Below are 19,974 nucleotides of genomic sequence, written 5' to 3'. Positions count from 1 at the left end.
ATTATTAAGATAATGATTATCAGTACTGTGAGGTTGTTTTTAGTGCTTATTCTGTTTTAAGTACAATTGTTTGGCGTTTTATGGGATTAGGTGATTTTATAGCGATAATTTTAAAGGTTTTTGTAAAACGTGTTAAAAAAAGCATGGGTTTGTGATAATTAGTTCCAAAAATAAGGAAATACATAATTCTTAATCCTCGATTTACATTAACATCTCAAAAGGGACGACAATTATAAAACAGATAGTACTTTTGCAAAAAAAGTCACTATGCCGTTGAATTTACTTACAAAAAGAGGATCTAGAAGTTGTATGGAAACACGAAATTCTTTTTTTTCTTCTACTGCTTTCTCTTGTAGGCAACTTTTATTTTTATTATGCTTTACACTAGGTTCTTTAGTTCATGCTCAAAAAAGCATTTCCGTAAAGTATGTAGACAACGACAATTTTATTATTGATGGTGTTTTAGATGAAGCCATGTGGGCAGAAGCTGTTCCAACAAGTGGTTTTACCGAATACTTCCCAACAGATAGTAAGCAGGCCGAATACCAGACTGAAATGAGAATGATGTACAATGAAGGTTTTTTGTATATCGCGGTTAAAGGTTATGCGCCTGGAAAAAATTATAGAACTCCATCTTACGAAAGAGATTTTAGTATAAGTGGAGCCGATATTGTTAATCTTATGTTCGATACCTATAGCGACAGAACTAATGCCTTTTTATTCGGAATAAATCCATTTGGGGTAGAACGAGAAGGTGTAATTTATAGAGGAGGAGTTACTGGGGACTTAGATTTAAACTGGAATACAAAATGGAAGGGAGAGTCTCAAATTTATGATGGTTATTTTATTTCAGAAATCAAAATCCCGATGTCTGCATTTAAATTTAAGGCCGGCACCACAACATGGAAGTTCTCGGCAATGCGATCGGATACGCAATCTAACACAAAGAGTTCCTGGTCTAGAGTTCCACAAAATCAAAATCAGCTTAATATCGGGTATTTCGGAGATATGGTTTTCGAAAAACCTTTACAAAGATCAAGAAACCCTATTTCTTTAATTCCTTATGTAACGCCTTCGTATTTAAATGAGCACTACAAAGGAGAAAAATCCTTCGAATTTAAAGCCGGATTTGATGCTAAAATTCCTATTAAAAGTAGTTTAATGTTAGACTTAACTGTGTTGCCGGATTTCTCTAGCGACGATGTGGTTTCCGGAACAAATAACGTCACCCAATTCGAAATTAAACAGGATGAAACACGATTGTTCTTTATAGATAATGGCGATTTATTTAATGGTTTTGGAAACACAGACAATGCACTTCCTTTTTACTCGAGACGTGTAGGTTTTGCAAAAGATTCATTGGGAGCCGATGTGGTTGTGCCACTTACAGTTGGAGCAAAATTTACAGGTAAAATAAATAATAAGCTAAGAATTGGAGTGTTGGATGTTCAGACGGAAGATGATAAAGGAGAGGATATCCCGTCTAATAATAATCTGGTTATAGCCGCCGAACAAAAGATTTTTAACAAGTCTAATATTTCAATGTTCTTTATTAACCGGGAGGCGACCAATTTTAATGAAGAGAGTACAGGAACCAAATATAACCGCGTGGCAGGTACAGATTTTAATTTCTTTTCTAAAGATAATAGTATAGATGGAAGGGCGTTTTTTCATAAATCGTTTACTCCAGGCATAGATAGTGATGCCATTTCTGCGGGAACAGATTTAAATGTAGAAAAGAGAGACTATTCTTTAGGTTTTACGACTCAGTACGTCGATAACGGATTTGTATCGGATCTCGGCTATCTTAAACGTGTTGATATATTAAGAGCCAATCCATCTGTTAAGTATAATTTATACCCAAAATCTGATGCTATAAATACCATTATATTTAATGCTAGTTATAACGGATATTGGAAAGCTTCCGGTGGAAATGATTTATCTGAAGGTTATACGGCTTTAGGTGCCGAAGTAAATTTCACAAGTGGTGCATTGCTGTCTTTAACAGCTAATAAAAATTACGAATATTTATATACTCCATTCGATCCTGTAGGGGCTAAAGGTAAAGGAGAGCCGGTGCCTGTTGGAGGTTACGATACCGTAGATTTCGATCTTGATTTTAACACCGATAGGCGTAAAGCGTTTTGGATGGAAGGAACAGCTACTTATGGTTCATTTTATACGGGAGATAAGTTTAGTGCAGATGTTAAGTTTCAATACCGATATCAACCCTTATTTTATGTGTCCTTGCAGATTCAATACGACGATATAAAACTTCCAGAACCGTATTCGTCTGGTCAAATTTGGTATGTTGGTCCAACACTTAATGTTACGTTTTCAAAAACGTTATTCTTTAATACCGATGTGCAATACAGCTCGCAATCGGATAGTTTTTTATTAGTATCTAGACTTCAATGGAGGTATGCGCCATTATCGGATGTATTTTTAACCTATACGGATACAGATAGAACATCTCCTTTCGTACCCATTGAAAGAGGCGTATTTTTAAAAGTCACTTATTGGTTAGATATTGTTCGAAAAAATAGAGGATAGGCTGTACTATAGCAATATGGTTTACTCATTGTCCATTTCAAACTTCATTTTAAATTTAAAATTCGTGATGCTTTGTTCCTTGTGTTGGAGTCGATATTGAGAACCATAAAATGGGTAATTAAAGTGTTTAAATCTTTCAATTCAATTTAGGTGTTTACGTCATAGACTGCTAATAATCCTACAGAAGATAAAAATATCTTATTTGCGATAAATTCTTTTAGAGCACATTTTAAAATGGATAAAAGACTCTTAATCCCCTGTGTTTGCTAGTGAATTGTGAAATTTATAAGAGGGAATATGCCCAATTTAACACAAACCCTTAAAATGATGTTAAAATCAGTTTATTTGATGTTAAAAACATGCGCTAAACCCACAGAAACGGTAACTTAGAGAAAAAACTGCAACATAATGAAAAGTAAATATCCTGTATCTAGACGAGATTTTCTTAGGTTAACCAGTACAGCAGCTGCTGGAGCCGTGATTCTTCCTTTTGGAATGAGTTTTTCAGACAAAGCACCCGCACCCATGCTAAGACCTTTTGGGCGGATGAAAAATAAAGTCACAACATTGGGACTTGGAGGTCAGGCTTCCATACAATGGACACCAGAGGATGTCGACCCAGTATCGATTATAACCAAAGCTTTCGATTTAGGAATTAATTATTTCGATACATCCAACGTGTACGATTTAAGTCAGCTTCACTATCATGAAGCCTTTAAAAAAATGAACTTAATTCCTGGAAAACCGAATTACGATAAAAAGCTTAGAGAATCTATTACCCTAACAAGTAAAACGCTTATGAGATGGGGAAAACCTGGATGGGAAGAGCAAGAAAATGTGAGAAACAAATCTAATGGAGACGATGTGCAAACCGCAGCAGATGATGTGAGAAGGTCTATGTCTCAAATTTTTGGTGATGGAAAAGGAAATTATCCAGAAGGCTCTTATGTAGATATTATGTTGGTTCACAGTCTAGAAACCATCGAAGAGGTAGATGTGTTATATAAAGGAATAGAAACGCCGCTTAGCCCAGACGAAAATTGTGGTGCTTTAGCAGTGTTAAGAGATTTTAGAGATGGTACCAACCTAACAGGAACCAATCCTAAAAACGAAAAATTACTTAAACATATTGGATTTTCAGGACATAAAAATCCAGTGGCTATGATAGACATTATGCAACGTGATAAATATGGCTTGCTTGATGCTTTATTAGTCTCTGTTAATTCCAATGATCATTTGTATTTTAATATGAAACACAATGTTATTCCGTTAGCTAAGGCAAAAGGGATTGGTGTTATTGGAATGAAAGTGTTTGGAGCAGGAACCATGTATAATCAGGTTCCAGGATTCTCTAGAGAGCCTGACCAAATTTACCGTAAAGTAGGTTCTACATCTTTACCAAGTAACGAACTTATAGAGTATGTATTAACAACACCAGGTGTAGATACACTTATTATAGGAATTGGTCAAGTCGATGAGGATCCGCTTAAATGTCAATTAACTCAAAATTACTACGGAGCTCAAGTAAAACCAAATGCGATGTCTCAAGAAAAACGACGTAGTATTGAGGCAAAAACAGCACAAGCGGCTGGAGAAAGAACAAATTTTTTTCAGCTTGATAAAATAAACATGACTCCGCCTAGGGATGTAAATCAAGAAACCAAAAACGGAACTACAAAGATTACGTGGCAGACTGCTTATGCGGCGGCAGATCCTATTTCTCACTACGAAATTGAATTAGATAATAAAGTCATTGGTAAGGTAGACCATAAGCCTCAAGTATTAAAGTCTAAACCTTTTGTATTCGAAACCAATAAATCTGGAAACTTTAAAGTGTTTACAGTCGATAAAGCAGGACATAGAGCCTAAAAATTAATTTATAAAGGACGCTATTGTCGACTTAAAAACGTAAACGTATGTCAAAATTACCATTACTTATAAATTGGTTTAAAGAACACAAAGGAACGGTTACTGCCTTCTCAGGAGGTGTAGACTCTTCTTTGGTGTTATACGCTTCAAAATTAGCACTCGGTGACCAAGCTATTGGTTTAATTTCTAATTCGGAAAGCTTAAAAACTAAAGATTTTGAAATCGCTGTTAATTTTTGCAAGACACACGATATCAATTTAAGAGTGATTAAAACGGATGAGTTGAACGATCCTAATTATACGGCTAATCCGGCGAACCGCTGTTTTTTTTGCAAAACACATTTGTACGAAGCCATGATAGATATTATAAAGGTTGAGTACCCAGAATACACCATTTTAAATGGAACAAATCAAGACGATTTAGGAGATTATAGACCGGGATTAGAAGCAGCGAAAAATAACGCCATCCGTTCCCCTTTGGCAGAATTAGAAATTAGCAAAGCAGAAGTTATTGCTATGGCAGGCGAATTGGAATTAGAAACAGCTTCTAAACCACCAAGTCCGTGTTTAAGTTCTAGAATTCCATATGGAACGGCAGTAAATAAAATGAGATTGAAGCAAATAGAGGAAGCAGAATATATTTTGAATCAGTTTGGTTTTGAAAACGTGCGTGTAAGATATCTAGGAGAAGAAGCTTCAATAGAAGTTCCTGTATCTGAAATGGAATCGTTAGAACATCAGTTTGATGTTATTTCAAGAGACATAAAAGCATTAGGGTTTTCAAAAGTAAATATTGATAAAGAAGGATTTGTTTCTGGAAAATTAAATCGTGTATTGCATGGATAAATCATTTATTATAGATGAAGATAGGAAGCGCCGTTTAGGATTCGATGAGGTTATTTACGGCGCATCAAAAAGTGTAGCACTACTGCTAGACATATTAAAAGAGTATACAGATAAAAAAGAAAATGTACTAGTTACTAAGCTTCAAGAAGAAAAAGCAAAAGTGCTATTAGACACCTATAAAAAATCATTCTACGATGCCGAATCTGGAATTTTTATATTGATTCCGTTAGAATCTTCGGAAAATACAGCAGCCAAAGTGGGTATAGTTTCTGCAGGAAGTTCGGATATTGGTGTGGCTAACGAAGCCTTTTACACCTTAGAGTATATGGGTGTAAAATCTCGTGTTATTCATGATGTTGGAGTTGCTGGATTACACCGATTATTAGATAAAATTGAGGTATTAAAATCATTCGATATTTTAATTATCGTAGCAGGTTTCGAAGGGGCTTTACCAACAGTTGTGGGTGGATTATTACCTCAACCAATTATTGCAGTGCCCACTTCAGTAGGTTATGGTACAGCAAAAAATGGAGAAACGGCTTTGCATGCTATGCTTACTAGTTGTGCAAACGGTATTACAGTGGTTAATATAGACAATGGTTACGGCGCTGCAATGAGTGCATTTAGAATGGTTAAATTATTAGAAAAAAAATGAATACAATATATATAGAAGCGTTTTCAGGACTATCGGGAAATATGTTCTTGAGTGCCTTTAGTGAACTATTAGGAGATTACGATCAGTTAATAGATTTACCAAAGAAATTGCATTTACCAGATGGTAAAATTGAAATCCAAGAAGCCAATAAAAACGGTATAAGTTGTAAATATGTTGAGGTGCTTGATTTAAATGAAGACCAGGCATCGGAAGATCACAGTCACGGTCATTCGCATAGTCATGATCATTCTCACACTCACGATCATTCACACGACCACGGTCACAGCCATTCACATGGACATAGTCATGACGGACATTCTCACGATCATGGAGAACATCGTCATTTAAGCGATATCCAAAAGATTATAGATCATGCGCATATAAGTGAAAATGCAAAGAAAATAGCTCATGACATTTTTCTAATGATTGGAAAAGCAGAATCTAAAATTCACGATATGCCGTTGGAAACCATTCATTTTCATGAAATAAGTGGTGTCGATTCTATTATAGATATAGTTGGGAATGCTGTACTTATAGATAAGTTAAACATTTCAAAAACGTATTGCACTCCTATTTGTACGGGGTTTGGAATTGTAAAAACGCAACACGGTATGTTGCCTGTCCCTGCTCCTGCAACAGCCGAACTGTTACAAGGCATGCCTATTTATCCGGGTAATGAGGAAGGTGAAAAGATTACACCCACAGGTGCCGCAATATTAAGATACCTAAACCCTGACTTTAGTAATGTAGCATACACACCAACAAAAACAGCTTACGGTCCAGGAAAAAAAGATTTCCATAATGCCAATGTTGTGCGTATTTCGTTAGTTAAAAGTGAGGTTGAAAAAGAAAAAGAACAGTGCTTACAACTGGAAGCATCGATAGACGATATGTCGCCAGAGTATTTAGGAAGTGATTTTCAGGACGGACTATTAGCATCTGGAGCATTAGATTTTAGCATAACGCAACAACTCATGAAAAAAGGTAGATTTGCCTTTCTGCTTAGTGTCATTCTTCCAGTAGATAAATTAAAAGCAGTATCGAATTATATATTCGATAATACGAGTACGATTGGCGTAAGGTATTTTAATATAGATCGTATCGAACTTCCAAGAGTACAGAAAAAAATACAAACACAATTTGGAGATGTTTTGGTGAAAGAGACCACTACGCCAACAGAACACATAAAAATAAAACCCGAGTTTGACGATATTCAGAGGCTTGCAAAAGCATCAGATCGCTCACCTTTTCAAGTTTTTAGTCAAATCAACATTAACCCTAAAAAATCGTAAACTATGAAAAAATTATTTTCTATTCTATTATTAGTGATAAGTTCACAAACATTATTAGCTCATCCAGGAGGGCATCATACGCATGACACTTTTTTAGGTGCATGGGGTTGGTTAATCTTTCCTTTAGTAGGTGTTATTGCTTTATTATATAGGTATACTAAAAAGCAATCGCAGAAGACTGAAAATTAACGATACAAACATCTTGTTGGTTTTAGTTCTTATGGTGTAATTGCACATATTAATTAAACAATACTATGGCTAGGAATATATTTATATATCCCTAGCCATTTTTTTATATCCATTCCAGTCTACCGAATATGTCAGTATAGGTGCACTATCAAGCACTGTATTTGTTTAAAAAGATTCAGAAATAAAGGGAATACTTACAATATCAAATAAAATGCAATACATCTGTTAATATAGTATTAATATGTGTTAATATGCTCGTGAGCATGACAAATTAATTGACATAGTTTAGCTTAATGTTAAACTAAAATTAATTTTACATGAAAAATCCATTACTATTTTTAATGAAATTTTTACCGATGTTGGCATTGATGTTCTTGGTTTCAGGAGCTGTCAATGCTCAAGAGTTGTCTGTTTCTGGTACTGTGGTCGATGAGGATGGGCTTCCGTTACCGGGGCTGTCTGTGATACATAAAGGGACTAATTCAGGAACAATGACTGATTTTGACGGGAAATACAGTATTAAAGTAGTTAAAGATGCTACGCTAGTATTTAGTTTCGTTGGTTTTAAAGAACAGGAAATTAATGTAGGTTCTCGAACAACTGTAAATGCAACTCTAATTCAGGATGTTCAGTCTTTAGACGAAGTTGTTGTAACCGCATTAGGAATTACAAGAGAGAAAAAAGCATTGGGATATGCCGTGCAAGAAGTTTCTGGTAATACAGTGAAAAATACAGGTCAGACCAATGTTGTAAATGCACTTACGGGGCAATCTGCTGGAGTATTTGTGAGTAGCTCTAGTGGAAATGTAGGATCGTCTTCAAGAATTGTAATTCGTGGAAATCAATCGTTAACCGGAAACAACCAACCGCTTTTTGTGGTTGATGGTATACCTATAGATAACTCGATACAATCTAGCACAAATGGAGGAATGGATTTTACAGATATGGGTAATGGTGCATCAGACATCAATCCATCAGATATTGCAGATGTTACGATTCTAAAAGGAGGTAACGCTTCAGCCTTATATGGATCTAGAGGTGCAAATGGTGTGGTTTTAATAACTACAAAAAAGGGTAAAGGCAAAGGGTTTTCGGCAACATTAGAAAACACGATTACCATGAGTGATCCTTTTTTACTTCCAGATTACCAAAATCAATATGGTCAAGGTGGTGGTGGCCAATTCTGGTATAAGGATGGTTTAAACGGTGGATTAAATGATGGAGTCGATGAAAGTTTCGGACCTGAATTAGATTACGTTGTACAACCTGGAGATATTGCTCCGGGAGGAAAATTGTATTGGGCAGTAGAAGCTGGCTTTCCGCAAACGCCTGGTGAAATATTAATGCTTCCTCAATTCGATTCGCCTATAGATCCTAACACCGGAGAACGCATTGCAACACCTTGGATTTCTCATCCAGATAACATAAAAAGTTATTATGAAACAGGTGTTACTAGAATTACCAATTTTTCTGTTAGTAATGGAGGAGAAATAGGTAATATGAGATTATCGCTTACTAACTCTGATGAAGAAGGAATGGTGCCTAATTCATACATGAAAAAGAATACCGTTAATTTCTCTGGAAACGCAAAATTATCAGAAAAGTTTTCTTTTCAGTCTAGCGTTTCTTACATAAATACTAAAGCAAACCTTAGTGGTTCTGGATATAGTAATAATAATTTTGGTCTTCAGAGTATTTGGACAGGGAGACAGGTAGATTACGAATACTTAAGTAATAATATAGAAAACGAAGATGGTACACCAATAACTTGGAACGATCAATTTGCAGATAATCCGTTCTGGACAGCAACTAAAGATTCAAATCCAATGAACAAAAATAGGTTGATTGGTTCTAGTGCTTTAAAATACGATTTTACCGATTGGTTAAGCTTAACAACTAGAGCGGGTATAGATTATTCAAATCAGCAAGTAGAATTAAAAAGAGCCTATTACGGGATCAGTAACCCAGAAGGAAAATACAGCGTAAATAATTATTTCAGACAAGAAATAAACGCAGATGTTTTATTATCTGTAAATAAAGATATTTCCGATAACATCTCTTTTTCTGGAAATCTTGGAGCAAATATTATGAATCGTAAATACCAAACACAAGGTTCTTATGTTAGCCGTTTAGTTGTTCCAGATAACTATTCTTTAGCAAATGCCAAGGAAACACCTACCACTTCATATTATGCAAGTGAAAAGGAAATACAAAGTATGTATGTTTCTCTTTCTTTCGGATTAATGAATCAGCTTTATCTTGATTTAACAGGAAGAAACGACTGGTCTACAACGTTACCAGAAGATAATAACTCTTATTTTTATCCTTCAGCTACAACAAGTTGGATTTTCTCAGAAACATTTAATACCGGCGCTGGGGCGTTTAATTTCGGAAAATTAAGAATGAGTGTTGCGCAAGTGGGGAACGATACAGATCCTTACAGATTAAATGCAACCTATAATGCATCTTCTCCATATGGTAATAATCCGTCTTTTAGTTTAAGTTCGGCTATGCCATCTGCCGATTTAGTAAACGAATTAGTAACGTCTTACGAGGTGGGTCTAAATTTAAAGTTCTTTAATAATAGACTTGGTATAGACGTAACAGGGTATAAGTCTATTGCAAAAAATCAGATTTTAACAGCGCCAATTTCTCCAACAGCAGGATTTAATACACAGACTATTAATGCAGGACAGGTAAATAACGAAGGAATAGAGGTTATTCTAACAGGAACGCCAATACAAACAGATAAATTTTCTTGGGATGTAACAGCAAACTGGAGTACAAATAGAAATGAGATTATTTCATTAAACGACGACTTAGAAAGGCTGGAATTATATAAAACAGAAGGAAATCAAATTACTGTGGTTGCAGATGTAGGAGGTTCTTATGGAGATATGATTGGTAAAGGATTTGTATATCACGAAAACGGTAAACCAATTGTAGGAGAAAATGGAGTTCCTCTTACTAGTGAAGCTAGAAAATTAGGAAACATTATGCCAGATTGGTTAGGGAGTATTAACAACTCGTTTACTTACGGAAACTTTAACTTTAGTGTTTTAATAGATGCCAAATGGGGTGGAGATGTGTACTCTAGAACCAATCAAGACGGATGGGCAACAGGAGCTTTAACAAGTACTGTTGGTAATAATGCTAATGGCGTGCCTGTTAGAGATCCTATAAGTGAAGGTGGAGGATATTTATTCGATGGTGTTTTTGAAGATGGTAGTCCAAATACAATCTACCAAGATTTAGATGGTTTTAGATGGAATAATTTCGCCAGAGCCGAAAGATGGTTGTACGATGCCACTTACGTGAAATTAAGACAAATTAGTATAGGGTATTCTTTAGACAGAGATCTTGTTAATAAAATTGGATTAAGCGGTGTAGACTTTTCTGTTTTTGCACGAAACATTGCATTGTTATACAGTAGAAATGAAAATTTTGATCCTGAAGTTGCAAACAAAGGAGCGAGTCAATCTTCTCAAGGATCTGAATTTGCTGCGCCACCTTCGGCAAGAAACATTGGCTTAAGAGTAAAAATTGACTTTTAGATTGATTGTTAAAATTTTAAAATTTAAAGAAATATGAAACTAAATAAAAAAATATATACCGCATTCATTTTAGCATCGACTTTATTTGCCTGTACCGATGATTATGTAGAAATGAATACAGACCCTAATTCGTTAACAAATGTGCCTTATTCTACATTAATTACGAATTCCGAAATCAGTATACTTAATTCTTATAATTCAATCTTAGACTTCCAAGTGAGTTGGAGCCGCTATAATGTAAGAACAGTATACGTACACAACGAAAGATATGCTTTAGCTGGAGACGGTACCAACTTTAATGTTTACAGTGGTCATTTAAAAAACTTACAAGTTGCTATCGCTAAAGCGGAAGAAGCAGGAGACGACAACACCGTGGCAGTAGGAAATATTCTTAAAGCTTACGCTTTTCAAAACATGACAGACTGGTATGGCGATATTCCATATTTTGAAGCACTTAGTGCCGACGATCCTGAGAGCCCAACGATATATCCTAAATACGATTCTCAACAAAGTATTTACATGGATTTAATAGAACAATTAAAGACAGCAAACGCAATGATCGATCCTACAGCAAATATCGGAACATCGGATGTTATTTTTGACGGAGATATGATGCAGTGGAAAAGGTTTTGTAATTCATTATTGTTAAGAATTTACTTGAGAATGTCGCTTGTCGATGCTGCTACTGCAAAATCGGGTGTAGAAATGATTGCTTCAGATCCATCAACCTATCCTGTAATTAATTCCAACGAGAATGCGGCTTTTAAATACTGGCTTGCTAATGACGCCATTTATAGAAGTCCATATTATATTCAGCCAAGTAACATTGATAGACAACAAAATGCGACTTCAGAATTTATGATTAATTTCCTTAAAGATCGTTCAGATGGTAGATTGCCGGTGTATGCAGAACCGGTGGGAACTACAGGAGAATTTGTTGGATTACCTTTAGGAGCCGAAGGAAATGCACAAGAATTATCTGTAATGGGACTTTCAGAATTTAGATCTGCCGATTCTCCAACACGAATACTTAGATATTCTGAAGTCTTATTTATTTATGCCGAAGCCGCTTTAAACGGTTGGAACGTAGGCTATACTGCCGAAGAAGCATACAATGCTGCAATAACTGCAAGTTTTAACGAGTACGGTCTGGATGCAGGAGATTACTTATCAGATCCGCTTGTAGATTTTAATGGAGGTAAAGATCAAAGAGAATTAATAGGAGATCAGAAATGGTGTGCTATATATCCTGATGGAAACCAAGGTTGGGCAGAAGTGCGCAGAACAGGTTTCCCAAAATATGTGGCCGAAACTGAGCCGGTAGAATCATTATACAGTGGTAAAGGAACTATTGTTAGAAGACCTTATCCGTATTCTGAAGGCGTGTCTAATCCTATAGGATTCGATGCCGCTTTAGAAGCACAACCTGGTATAATAGACGAAAAGTTTGGAGCAGGAGTATGGTGGGATATTAATTAAAAAAAATATTTGAAAAAGATAATTAAGTAAAAGCTTAAACCCGTTAACCTATACATAATCCTTATGTATAGGTTAACTTATAATAAAGAGTATAACTAAATATTAGAAAAAATGAATTTAAAAAATGTACTGGTTTTTTTAATAATTCTTACTACAGTCTCTATTAATGGACAGAATGCAAGCGTTACAAAAACCGATTCTAAAAAGTTTGATCCAGCTACCGTTCTTTGGTACAAGCAACCTGCAAAAATTTGGGAAGAGGCACTTCCTGTAGGTAACGGGAGATTAGGTGGAATGGTTTATGGAAGGCATGACGAAGAGATAATCCAATTTAACGAAGACACCTATTATACAGGAGGACCGTATAACACTGTGGTTAAAGGCGGATATAAGGCACTTCCGGAAATTCAAAAACTTATTTTTGATGGCGAACCTATAAAGGCACATAAGCTTTTTGGAAGAACCATGATGGGCTACCCAGTAGAACAGATGAAATACCAAAGTTTGGCAAATCTTTATCTGTTTTTTAATAATGATGAGGTTGAAGATTATACCAGATCATTAGATCTTAAAACAGGAATCGTGACTGTTAAATATAAATTTGAAGGAGTAAATTACACCAGAGAAATTATTGCTTCAGAAATAGATCAGACTATCGCGATTCGTATTACAGCCGATAAAAAAGGAAGTATTTCCTTTGGCGCGCAACTTCGTGGAGAAAGAAACGATGCACATTCTAATTATGCAACAGATTACTTCCAAATGGATGGTCTTGGAAACGGACAATTAAGATTAACAGGGAAGTCTGCAGATTATTTAGGTGTAGAAGGTAAACTGAGATACGAAGCGCAAATTAAAGCCGTTCCAGAAGGTGGTACCATGACAATGGATAATGCTACTAATACAATTTTAAGTATTAAAGATGCAGATGCCGTAACGTTATACTTTGTAGCAGCGACAAACTTTGTAAATTATAAGGATGTAAGTGGCGATCAGCATGCACGTGTTGCCGAGATGTTAGCTAAACTAGAAAAAACATCTTTTAAAGATGTTAAAGAAAAGGCGTTAACCGATTATAAAAAATTGTTCGATAGAGTATCGCTAACTCTTCCTACAACCGAAAATTCTTATTTGCCTACCGACGAGCGTATGCAAAAAATACAAACGTCTCCAGATCCGCAATTATCATCTTTATGTTACAATTTCGGACGTTACCTATTAATTTCATCTTCTAGACCAGGAACTCAACCTGCAAATTTACAGGGGATTTGGAATAATAAAATGAATCCAGCATGGGATTCTAAATACACCACAAACATTAATATTGAAATGAATTATTGGGCTGTAGAGTCTGGGAATTTACCAGAATTGTTAGAGCCTTTAACTACTATGGTTAAGGAGCTAACAGATCAAGGAGCACAGGTGGCTAAGGAGCATTATGGAGCACGTGGTTGGGTCTTTCATCAAAACACCGATCTATGGCGAGTAGCGGCGCCAATGGATGGTCCAACGTGGGGAACATTTACCGTTGGAGGTGCTTGGTTAACAACGCATTTGTGGGAACATTATTTATATACGCAAGATAAAGAGCATCTTGAAGATATTTATCCTGTAATGAAAGGGTCTGTAGAATTCTTTATGGATTTCTTAGTTAAGTATCCTGGTAAAGACTGGTTGGTTACCAATCCTTCAAATTCTCCTGAGAACCCGCCAGAAGGTAAAGGTTACCAATACTTTTTCGATGAGGTTACGGCAAGTTACTATTTTACAACTATCGCAGCGGGTTCTACTATAGATATGCAAATACTAAAAGATTTATTTAGTTATTATGCTTCGGCAACAGAGGTATTAGGAGTAGATAAGGATTTTGCAAAAGAAGTACTTGAAGCCAGATCTAAATTAGTGCCTTCGCAAGTAGGAAAGGATGGTACGCTTCAAGAATGGACAGAAGATTATGGGCAGATGGAGAAAAACCACCGTCATGCATCTCATTTATATGGTTTGTATCCAGGGAATGTTATTTCTGTAAATAAAACTCCAGAATTAATAGAGCCTGTAAAAAAAGTGCTAGAATTAAGAGGAGATGGAGCTTCAGGTTGGTCTCGAGCATGGAAAGTTAATTTATGGGCGCGATTAAGAGATGGAGATAGAGCGAATAAAGTATTTAAAGGCTACTTAAAAGAACAATGTTATTCGTCTTTATTTGCAATTTGTGGAAGCCAATTCCAAGTCGATGCATCGTTAGGTATGGCCGCTGGAGTAACAGAAATGTTATTACAATCTCAAGAAGGCTATATCGATTTATTACCAGCCTTACCATCAGAATGGTCGGAAGGACAATTTGATGGTGTTGTTGCAAGAGGTGGATTTGAACTAGATTATAAGTGGAAAAACAGTGCGGTAACTTCTTTAGAAGTACGATCTAATGCAGGTAACGTATTTAGTTTTAAAACAGATAAAAAAGTGAAAGTGCTTTCTAGTGGTAAACAAATTAAAGTGAAAAAAGAATCTAAAGGTATCGTGAATTTCAAAACTGAAAAAGGAAAGACATATACTGTAGAAGTAATCTAAAATACGTTTTAGCCAACGATTCAGATTGGCAAAGGACTAAAGTGTTAAAAAAGCTGAGCGATAATCGTTCAGCTTTTTTTTGTTTTCTAAAGTGTGCTTTTTCAATTTAAGAAAAGTTTAGCAGTGTAAGAATTTTAAATGATTGATTTTTTTGAAGTAAAAGATGTCGGTCTTTTTAACCGATAAATAGGTCGATAATTCAAGAAAATCAACGGGTATGGGCTTTTGTAATTTATAGTTAATAATTTTTTTCATTAACTGGAAATTAAGTCTTTAAAACTGATTTGTTAAATGTTAAATATTTGTTATATTTGGTTAACCAATCTGGATAACCAATGAGGTTAATCGGTAAAAAAACAAACATTTATTAATTAAATTAGAATGACTAATGAGGAACATTACACTATTTCTTCTATTACTGTGTACAGCTACAGTAATGGCACAAAACAAAACGTACCTAATCGACGATCCTGATGCTTTACGGGATGTTTATTATCAGCCTGGAGATCAAATTATTTTAAAGAATGGGGTATACGATACAGACGAGCGCATGCGCTTTCTGGGATCAGGTACCGCAGAAAATCCAGTTATTTTTAGAGCAGAAACACCGGGAGGCGTTATTTTTACTGGGGGACCACGATTAACTATCGGTGGAGAATCAGACAAAACTACTGGCGAAATAATTGCAACCGGAGAATATTTAATTGTCGATGGTTTTCACTGGAAAGGTGGTTACGGGGCTAGTAACTTTATCGAGTTTAGAAATGGTTACGATTTCGCACACCACAGTACCATTCAAAACTGTGCGATCGATGGCTTGGAAATCGAACCAGATGATATTGAGGACGGAGTTTATGCAAAACACCGTTGGATTGTATTATACGGAACATACAACAGTGTCCTAAACTGTTCATTTATGAATAAGAAAAGTGCGGGAGCTTTAATATTAGCAGAATACTCTTATAATGCTGTAGGACCACCTTACGGCGATGATGACGACGATAATGCAAATAACACGCGTTGTGAATTAGTCGGGCACACGATTAGTAATAACTACTTTTATAAGTACGAAAAAAAGGACCAATCTTTTGAAAATGCTGGAGATAGTGAAACCATTAGAATTGGAACTAGTGAGTACCAAAATGTAAATAGTGGTGCTGTAGTAAGTAATAATTATTTTGTGGAAGCCGATGGTGAGAATGAAATTATTACCAATAAAAGTAAAAATAACTTTTACATAAATAATACATTTAGAAGATCTAGAGGGTCTTTAGTATTGCGTCATGGTTCTAATGCTACTGTAGAAGGAAATTACTTTTTAGGCGAAAATGTAGACGGTACTGGAGGAATTAGAATTACAGATAGTGATCATACCATCACTAATAATTACATCCAAGATTGTATAACAGTTTTAGATCAAGCCAAGTGGAATAATGGAATCACGTTTATAGGTGGTGGAGATGATGCCGCAGTGAATTGCTCATCTACAAAAGTTTCAAATGGATACCAACAAACAGAGAATATTACGGTGTCTAGAAATACTATTGTAAATACGAATGCGCCTTTATTTTACAACACAGATAAAGGATCTACAGACCCAACAGGAGTAGTTTCTGATAACTTAATTTATTTTACTTCAGATAATGCGAATATTTCAGAGGTAATTTCTGGAGATACAGATAATGCGTATGCAAATCTTGGTACAGCATTAAGCTATTCAGGAAACCTATTTACCGGAACAACTTTAGGCGTAACTAACGATGGTTTTGCAGAAGGAACAGATGTTACTGCAACAGAAAATGGTGAAATATTTACGTTTGCAGGCGCAGAAGGTAAAGGTGCAGATATGGGGACTTATAGTCCGGCGACAGACAGTATGGTGGGTCATGGTATTGGAGCTTGTTTCTTAAATAATTTAGGTGCAAATATTACTAATGGGGATTGTACTATCGAAATCCCTGAGTCTATAATTGTGAGTAGTATTCCAACACTTCCTTACGTGGCTAGTGTTGCAGATGTTACGGTTACGGCTAACGTAGGATGGACTGCAGTATCTAATAACGATTGGATAACTATCGATCCAGATGCAGCCGATGGCGACGCTACTGTTGTGCTTTCTGTAACCGAAAACACAGAATTAATGAGCAGAGAAGGTTCGGTAACATTTACACAAGTAGATGGCGGAGATGGTATTGTAAGAGAATTAATTGTAACTCAAGATGGCGGACCGCGAACCGATTTAATTGAAGGGGTTTCTATCGCTTTTGTATCTAAAGAAAATAGCTCTAAGAATGAAGTCGCTACAAATATGTTAGATAAAGATATGGGTACGGTTTGGACAGCAGATGATGGAGATATTGTAGCAGGAGATTATAAAGGTGATGGGGAATATGTTATCCTAGATTTAGGTGGAACATACGAATTGGATCTAATGCAGTTTAATACGACGGATAAAAGTGAAGCATTCGGATATCAAATATGGGTGTCTACAACAGGAATGGAAGACGCCGATTTTTCTATGATTTTACCTACCGAAGATGACTTATTATTTACAGCTATAAATAGTACAGCGTTCAATGAATTCGATATTAATTCAAAAGCTAAATATGTTAAGGTTATAGGTTTTGGAAGATTTAAAGAAGTAGAGGAATCCGATAGAGCTACCGCAGATTATAGCAGATCTAGTGCATGGACTGCAATTGGAGAAATTGAATTTTTCGGAGATAAAATGCGTGAGAATTTAATTAACACAGGTGGTTCTGATGATCCAGTATCTGTAAATTCTTTTTCTAGTGAAAATGGATCTAAAGGCGAAGTGGCAACAAACACCTTAGATAAGGATTTAAATACAATATGGGCCGCGCAAGACGGTAGTGTTTTAGTAGACGATTATAAAGGTGATGGGGAGTATATTATATACGATTTAGGAAGTCCTTATACATTAGACTTTATTCAATTAAATACTACAGATAAAGACGATGCCTTCGGAATCCAAATTTGGGTATCTACAACAGGTGTAGAAGATGCAGACTTTTCTAAAATTGTTCCAAGTGCTGGAGACTTAGAGTTTACAGCAACAGGTACAACAGATTTTAATCAGTATGTCGTTGATGCCGATGCACGTTACGTAAAACTAATGGGATATGGAAGATTTAATGCCGATGGAGATAAGAGAGAAAGCGCTTGGTCTGCTATAGGAGAAATAGAATTTTACGGAGAGTCAACAACCTTGTCTACAACAGATATAACTAAAAACAGTCTGAAATTGTATCCAAACCCAGTTACAAACGGAGTATTGTATTTAAGTAAGCAATCTGGTAATTTTGATACCTTAAGAATCTACGATGTTTCTGGTAAAACTATTTTATCGAAAGCATTAAACGGATCAATTGATAAAGAAGAGATTAATGTGTCTTCATTGTCTCAAGGTTTATATTTTGTAGAAATTTCAAATGCAAGCAGCAGAGTTGTTAATAAAATAGTGGTTTCTAAATAACCAATATTTTAAACACTAATAATTTTTAACCCTCAGAGAATGGTATTCTCTGAGGGTTATTTTTTTGACCTTACAAAAATACCACAGTTTAAAAACCTTCTAAATAATATAATGCATATAAGTTATTATCTTTAAGTACGACCTAATAGTAGTTAACAATTAATTTATGGAACACATTGCCATTATAGGAAACGGAATTTCTGGTGTGACTCTTGCGAGACATATCAGAAAAAATTCGGATAAAAGGATAACTATAATCTCTTCTGAAACAGAACATTTTTTTTCACGCACAGCGCTCATGTATATTTACATGGGACATATGAAGTTTGAAAATACAAAGCCCTACGAAGATTGGTTTTGGGAAAAGAACAGAATCGAGCTCAAGGAAGGCTTCGTAAAACAGGTCGATACCGCTTCAAAAATGCTTCATTTTGCTGAAGGCGATACGCTTAAATACGATAAACTCGTCATTGCAACAGGAAGTAAACCTAATAAGTTTGGATGGCCAGGGCAGGACCTTAAGGGTGTTATGGGCATGTATCATAAACAAGATTTAGAAAGCTTAGAAACCTATGCGCCTAATAAGGAAACATGTAATAGAGCCGTTATTGTTGGTGGCGGATTAATTGGTATTGAAATGGCAGAAATGCTAAATTCTAGAAATATTCCGGTTACATTTTTAGTGCGTGAAAATAGTTTTTGGAATGGTGTGTTACCTAAAGGCGAAAGTGAAATGATTAATCGTCATATAAAAAGCCATCATATAGACCTTAGGTTATCTACAAACTTAAGGGAAATTGTTTCAGACGAAAACGGCAAAGTAAAATCTATAGTTATTGAGGAAACTGGAGAGGAAATTCCGTGTAATGTAGTGGGCCTTACGGCTGGAGTTGCTCCAAATATCGACTTTCTAAAAGACTCAGGTATAGAAATAGGTCGTGGTGTAAAAGTGAATCGGTTTTTAGAAACTAACGTAGCAGATGTTTATGCTATTGGAGATTGTGCCGAGCAACACGAAGCTATCGGGAACAGACGTCCAATAGAAGCTGTTTGGTATACCGGTCGTATGATGGGAGAAGTGTTAGCGCAAACTATTTGTGGCAATAAAATGGCATACAGACCAGGACATTGGTTTAACTCGGCGAAATTTTTAGATATCGAATATCAAACCTATGGATGGGTGTTTAGCGAAAGGAGTAAACCTGAACACGAAGCACATTTTCATTGGAAGCATGAAGACGATACCAAATGTATTACTGTAGCCTACCATAAAGACACGAACCTATTTTTAGGGATTAATACTTTTGGAATACGTATGCGTCATGAAGTATTCGACCGTTGGCTTACCGAAGCACGCGATGTAGACTATGTCATGCATCATTTGGCCGAAGCTAATTTCGATCCTGAATTCTATAAAACTTTTGAAACCGATATTTTAAAAGCCTACACTAACCAATTACAAACTGTATAA

General features: G+C 35.8%; 11 protein-coding genes. All 11 read left to right on the top strand.

Going from position 1 to position 19,974, the window contains the following annotated elements; genetic code table 11:
* Positions 1-267 precede the first annotated feature (267 nt).
* The 11 genes from AC0UBM_RS05345 to AC0UBM_RS05295 all read left to right on the top strand — a co-directional run bounded on the left by AC0UBM_RS05345 (position 268) and on the right by AC0UBM_RS05295 (position 19,974).
* Complete coding sequence (locus tag AC0UBM_RS05345) at positions 268-2,553, top strand: DUF5916 domain-containing protein (RefSeq protein ID WP_475687959.1); 2,286 nt, start codon at positions 268-270, stop codon at positions 2,551-2,553.
* Between the two features lie 408 nt (positions 2,554-2,961).
* On the top strand, positions 2,962-4,422 hold the full coding sequence (locus tag AC0UBM_RS05340; protein WP_475687958.1) for an aldo/keto reductase: 1,461 nt from the start codon (positions 2,962-2,964) through the stop codon (positions 4,420-4,422).
* Between the two features lie 47 nt (positions 4,423-4,469).
* Positions 4,470-5,267 carry an ATP-dependent sacrificial sulfur transferase LarE gene (gene larE, locus AC0UBM_RS05335; protein ID WP_475687957.1) on the top strand — a complete coding sequence of 266 codons (798 nt, stop codon included), beginning with the start codon at positions 4,470-4,472 and terminating at the stop codon, positions 5,265-5,267.
* Entirely contained in the window at positions 5,260-5,922 is a 663-nt protein-coding gene (larB, locus tag AC0UBM_RS05330) for a nickel pincer cofactor biosynthesis protein LarB (protein WP_475687956.1), read from the top strand. The genes larE and larB overlap by 8 nt, the downstream gene beginning before the upstream one ends.
* Positions 5,919-7,214, top strand: coding sequence for a nickel pincer cofactor biosynthesis protein LarC (gene larC / locus AC0UBM_RS05325; RefSeq protein ID WP_475687955.1), 1,296 nt, complete (start codon positions 5,919-5,921; stop codon positions 7,212-7,214). The genes larB and larC overlap by 4 nt, the downstream gene beginning before the upstream one ends.
* Positions 7,215-7,217: 3 nt before the next feature.
* Positions 7,218-7,403, top strand: a complete 186-nt coding sequence (locus AC0UBM_RS05320) for a hypothetical protein (RefSeq protein WP_434037190.1) — start codon at positions 7,218-7,220, stop codon at positions 7,401-7,403.
* Positions 7,404-7,720: 317 nt separating this feature from the next.
* The gene (locus tag AC0UBM_RS05315) at positions 7,721-10,957 is read left to right on the top strand and encodes a SusC/RagA family TonB-linked outer membrane protein (protein WP_475687954.1); all 3,237 of its coding nucleotides are present in this window, start codon (positions 7,721-7,723) and stop codon (positions 10,955-10,957) included.
* Positions 10,958-10,990: 33 nt separating this feature from the next.
* Positions 10,991-12,436 carry a SusD/RagB family nutrient-binding outer membrane lipoprotein gene (locus AC0UBM_RS05310; protein WP_475687953.1) on the top strand — a complete coding sequence of 482 codons (1,446 nt, stop codon included), beginning with the start codon at positions 10,991-10,993 and terminating at the stop codon, positions 12,434-12,436.
* 111 nt (positions 12,437-12,547) lie between these two features.
* Positions 12,548-15,007 carry a glycoside hydrolase family 95 protein gene (locus AC0UBM_RS05305; protein WP_475687952.1) on the top strand — a complete coding sequence of 820 codons (2,460 nt, stop codon included), beginning with the start codon at positions 12,548-12,550 and terminating at the stop codon, positions 15,005-15,007.
* 388 nt (positions 15,008-15,395) lie between these two features.
* A complete protein-coding gene (locus AC0UBM_RS05300; protein ID WP_475687951.1) occupies positions 15,396-18,503 on the top strand; it encodes a chondroitinase-B domain-containing protein in 3,108 nt (1,035 codons plus the stop codon).
* A 166-nt stretch (positions 18,504-18,669) separates the two neighbouring features.
* Entirely contained in the window at positions 18,670-19,974 is a 1,305-nt protein-coding gene (locus AC0UBM_RS05295; RefSeq protein ID WP_475687950.1) for an NAD(P)/FAD-dependent oxidoreductase, read from the top strand.

This window comes from Formosa sp. F44, assembly GCF_056238645.1.
Note: the sequence above shows the minus strand (reverse complement) of the source record. Positions and strands in the feature narration are given on the sequence as shown.

Bases quoted from the DNA above. Each gene is read 5' to 3' on its own strand.
- AC0UBM_RS05345 (WP_475687959.1), top strand. From the start codon at position 268: ATGCCGTTGAATTTACTTACAAAAAGAGGATCTAGAAGTTGTATGGAA.
- AC0UBM_RS05340 (WP_475687958.1), top strand. From the start codon at position 2,962: ATGAAAAGTAAATATCCTGTATCTAGACGAGATTTTCTTAGGTTAACC.
- larE (WP_475687957.1), top strand. From the start codon at position 4,470: ATGTCAAAATTACCATTACTTATAAATTGGTTTAAAGAACACAAAGGA.
- larB (WP_475687956.1), top strand. From the start codon at position 5,260: ATGGATAAATCATTTATTATAGATGAAGATAGGAAGCGCCGTTTAGGA.
- larC (WP_475687955.1), top strand. From the start codon at position 5,919: ATGAATACAATATATATAGAAGCGTTTTCAGGACTATCGGGAAATATG.
- AC0UBM_RS05320 (WP_434037190.1), top strand. From the start codon at position 7,218: ATGAAAAAATTATTTTCTATTCTATTATTAGTGATAAGTTCACAAACA.
- AC0UBM_RS05315 (WP_475687954.1), top strand. From the start codon at position 7,721: ATGAAAAATCCATTACTATTTTTAATGAAATTTTTACCGATGTTGGCA.
- AC0UBM_RS05310 (WP_475687953.1), top strand. From the start codon at position 10,991: ATGAAACTAAATAAAAAAATATATACCGCATTCATTTTAGCATCGACT.
- AC0UBM_RS05305 (WP_475687952.1), top strand. From the start codon at position 12,548: ATGAATTTAAAAAATGTACTGGTTTTTTTAATAATTCTTACTACAGTC.
- AC0UBM_RS05300 (WP_475687951.1), top strand. From the start codon at position 15,396: ATGAGGAACATTACACTATTTCTTCTATTACTGTGTACAGCTACAGTA.
- AC0UBM_RS05295 (WP_475687950.1), top strand. From the start codon at position 18,670: ATGGAACACATTGCCATTATAGGAAACGGAATTTCTGGTGTGACTCTT.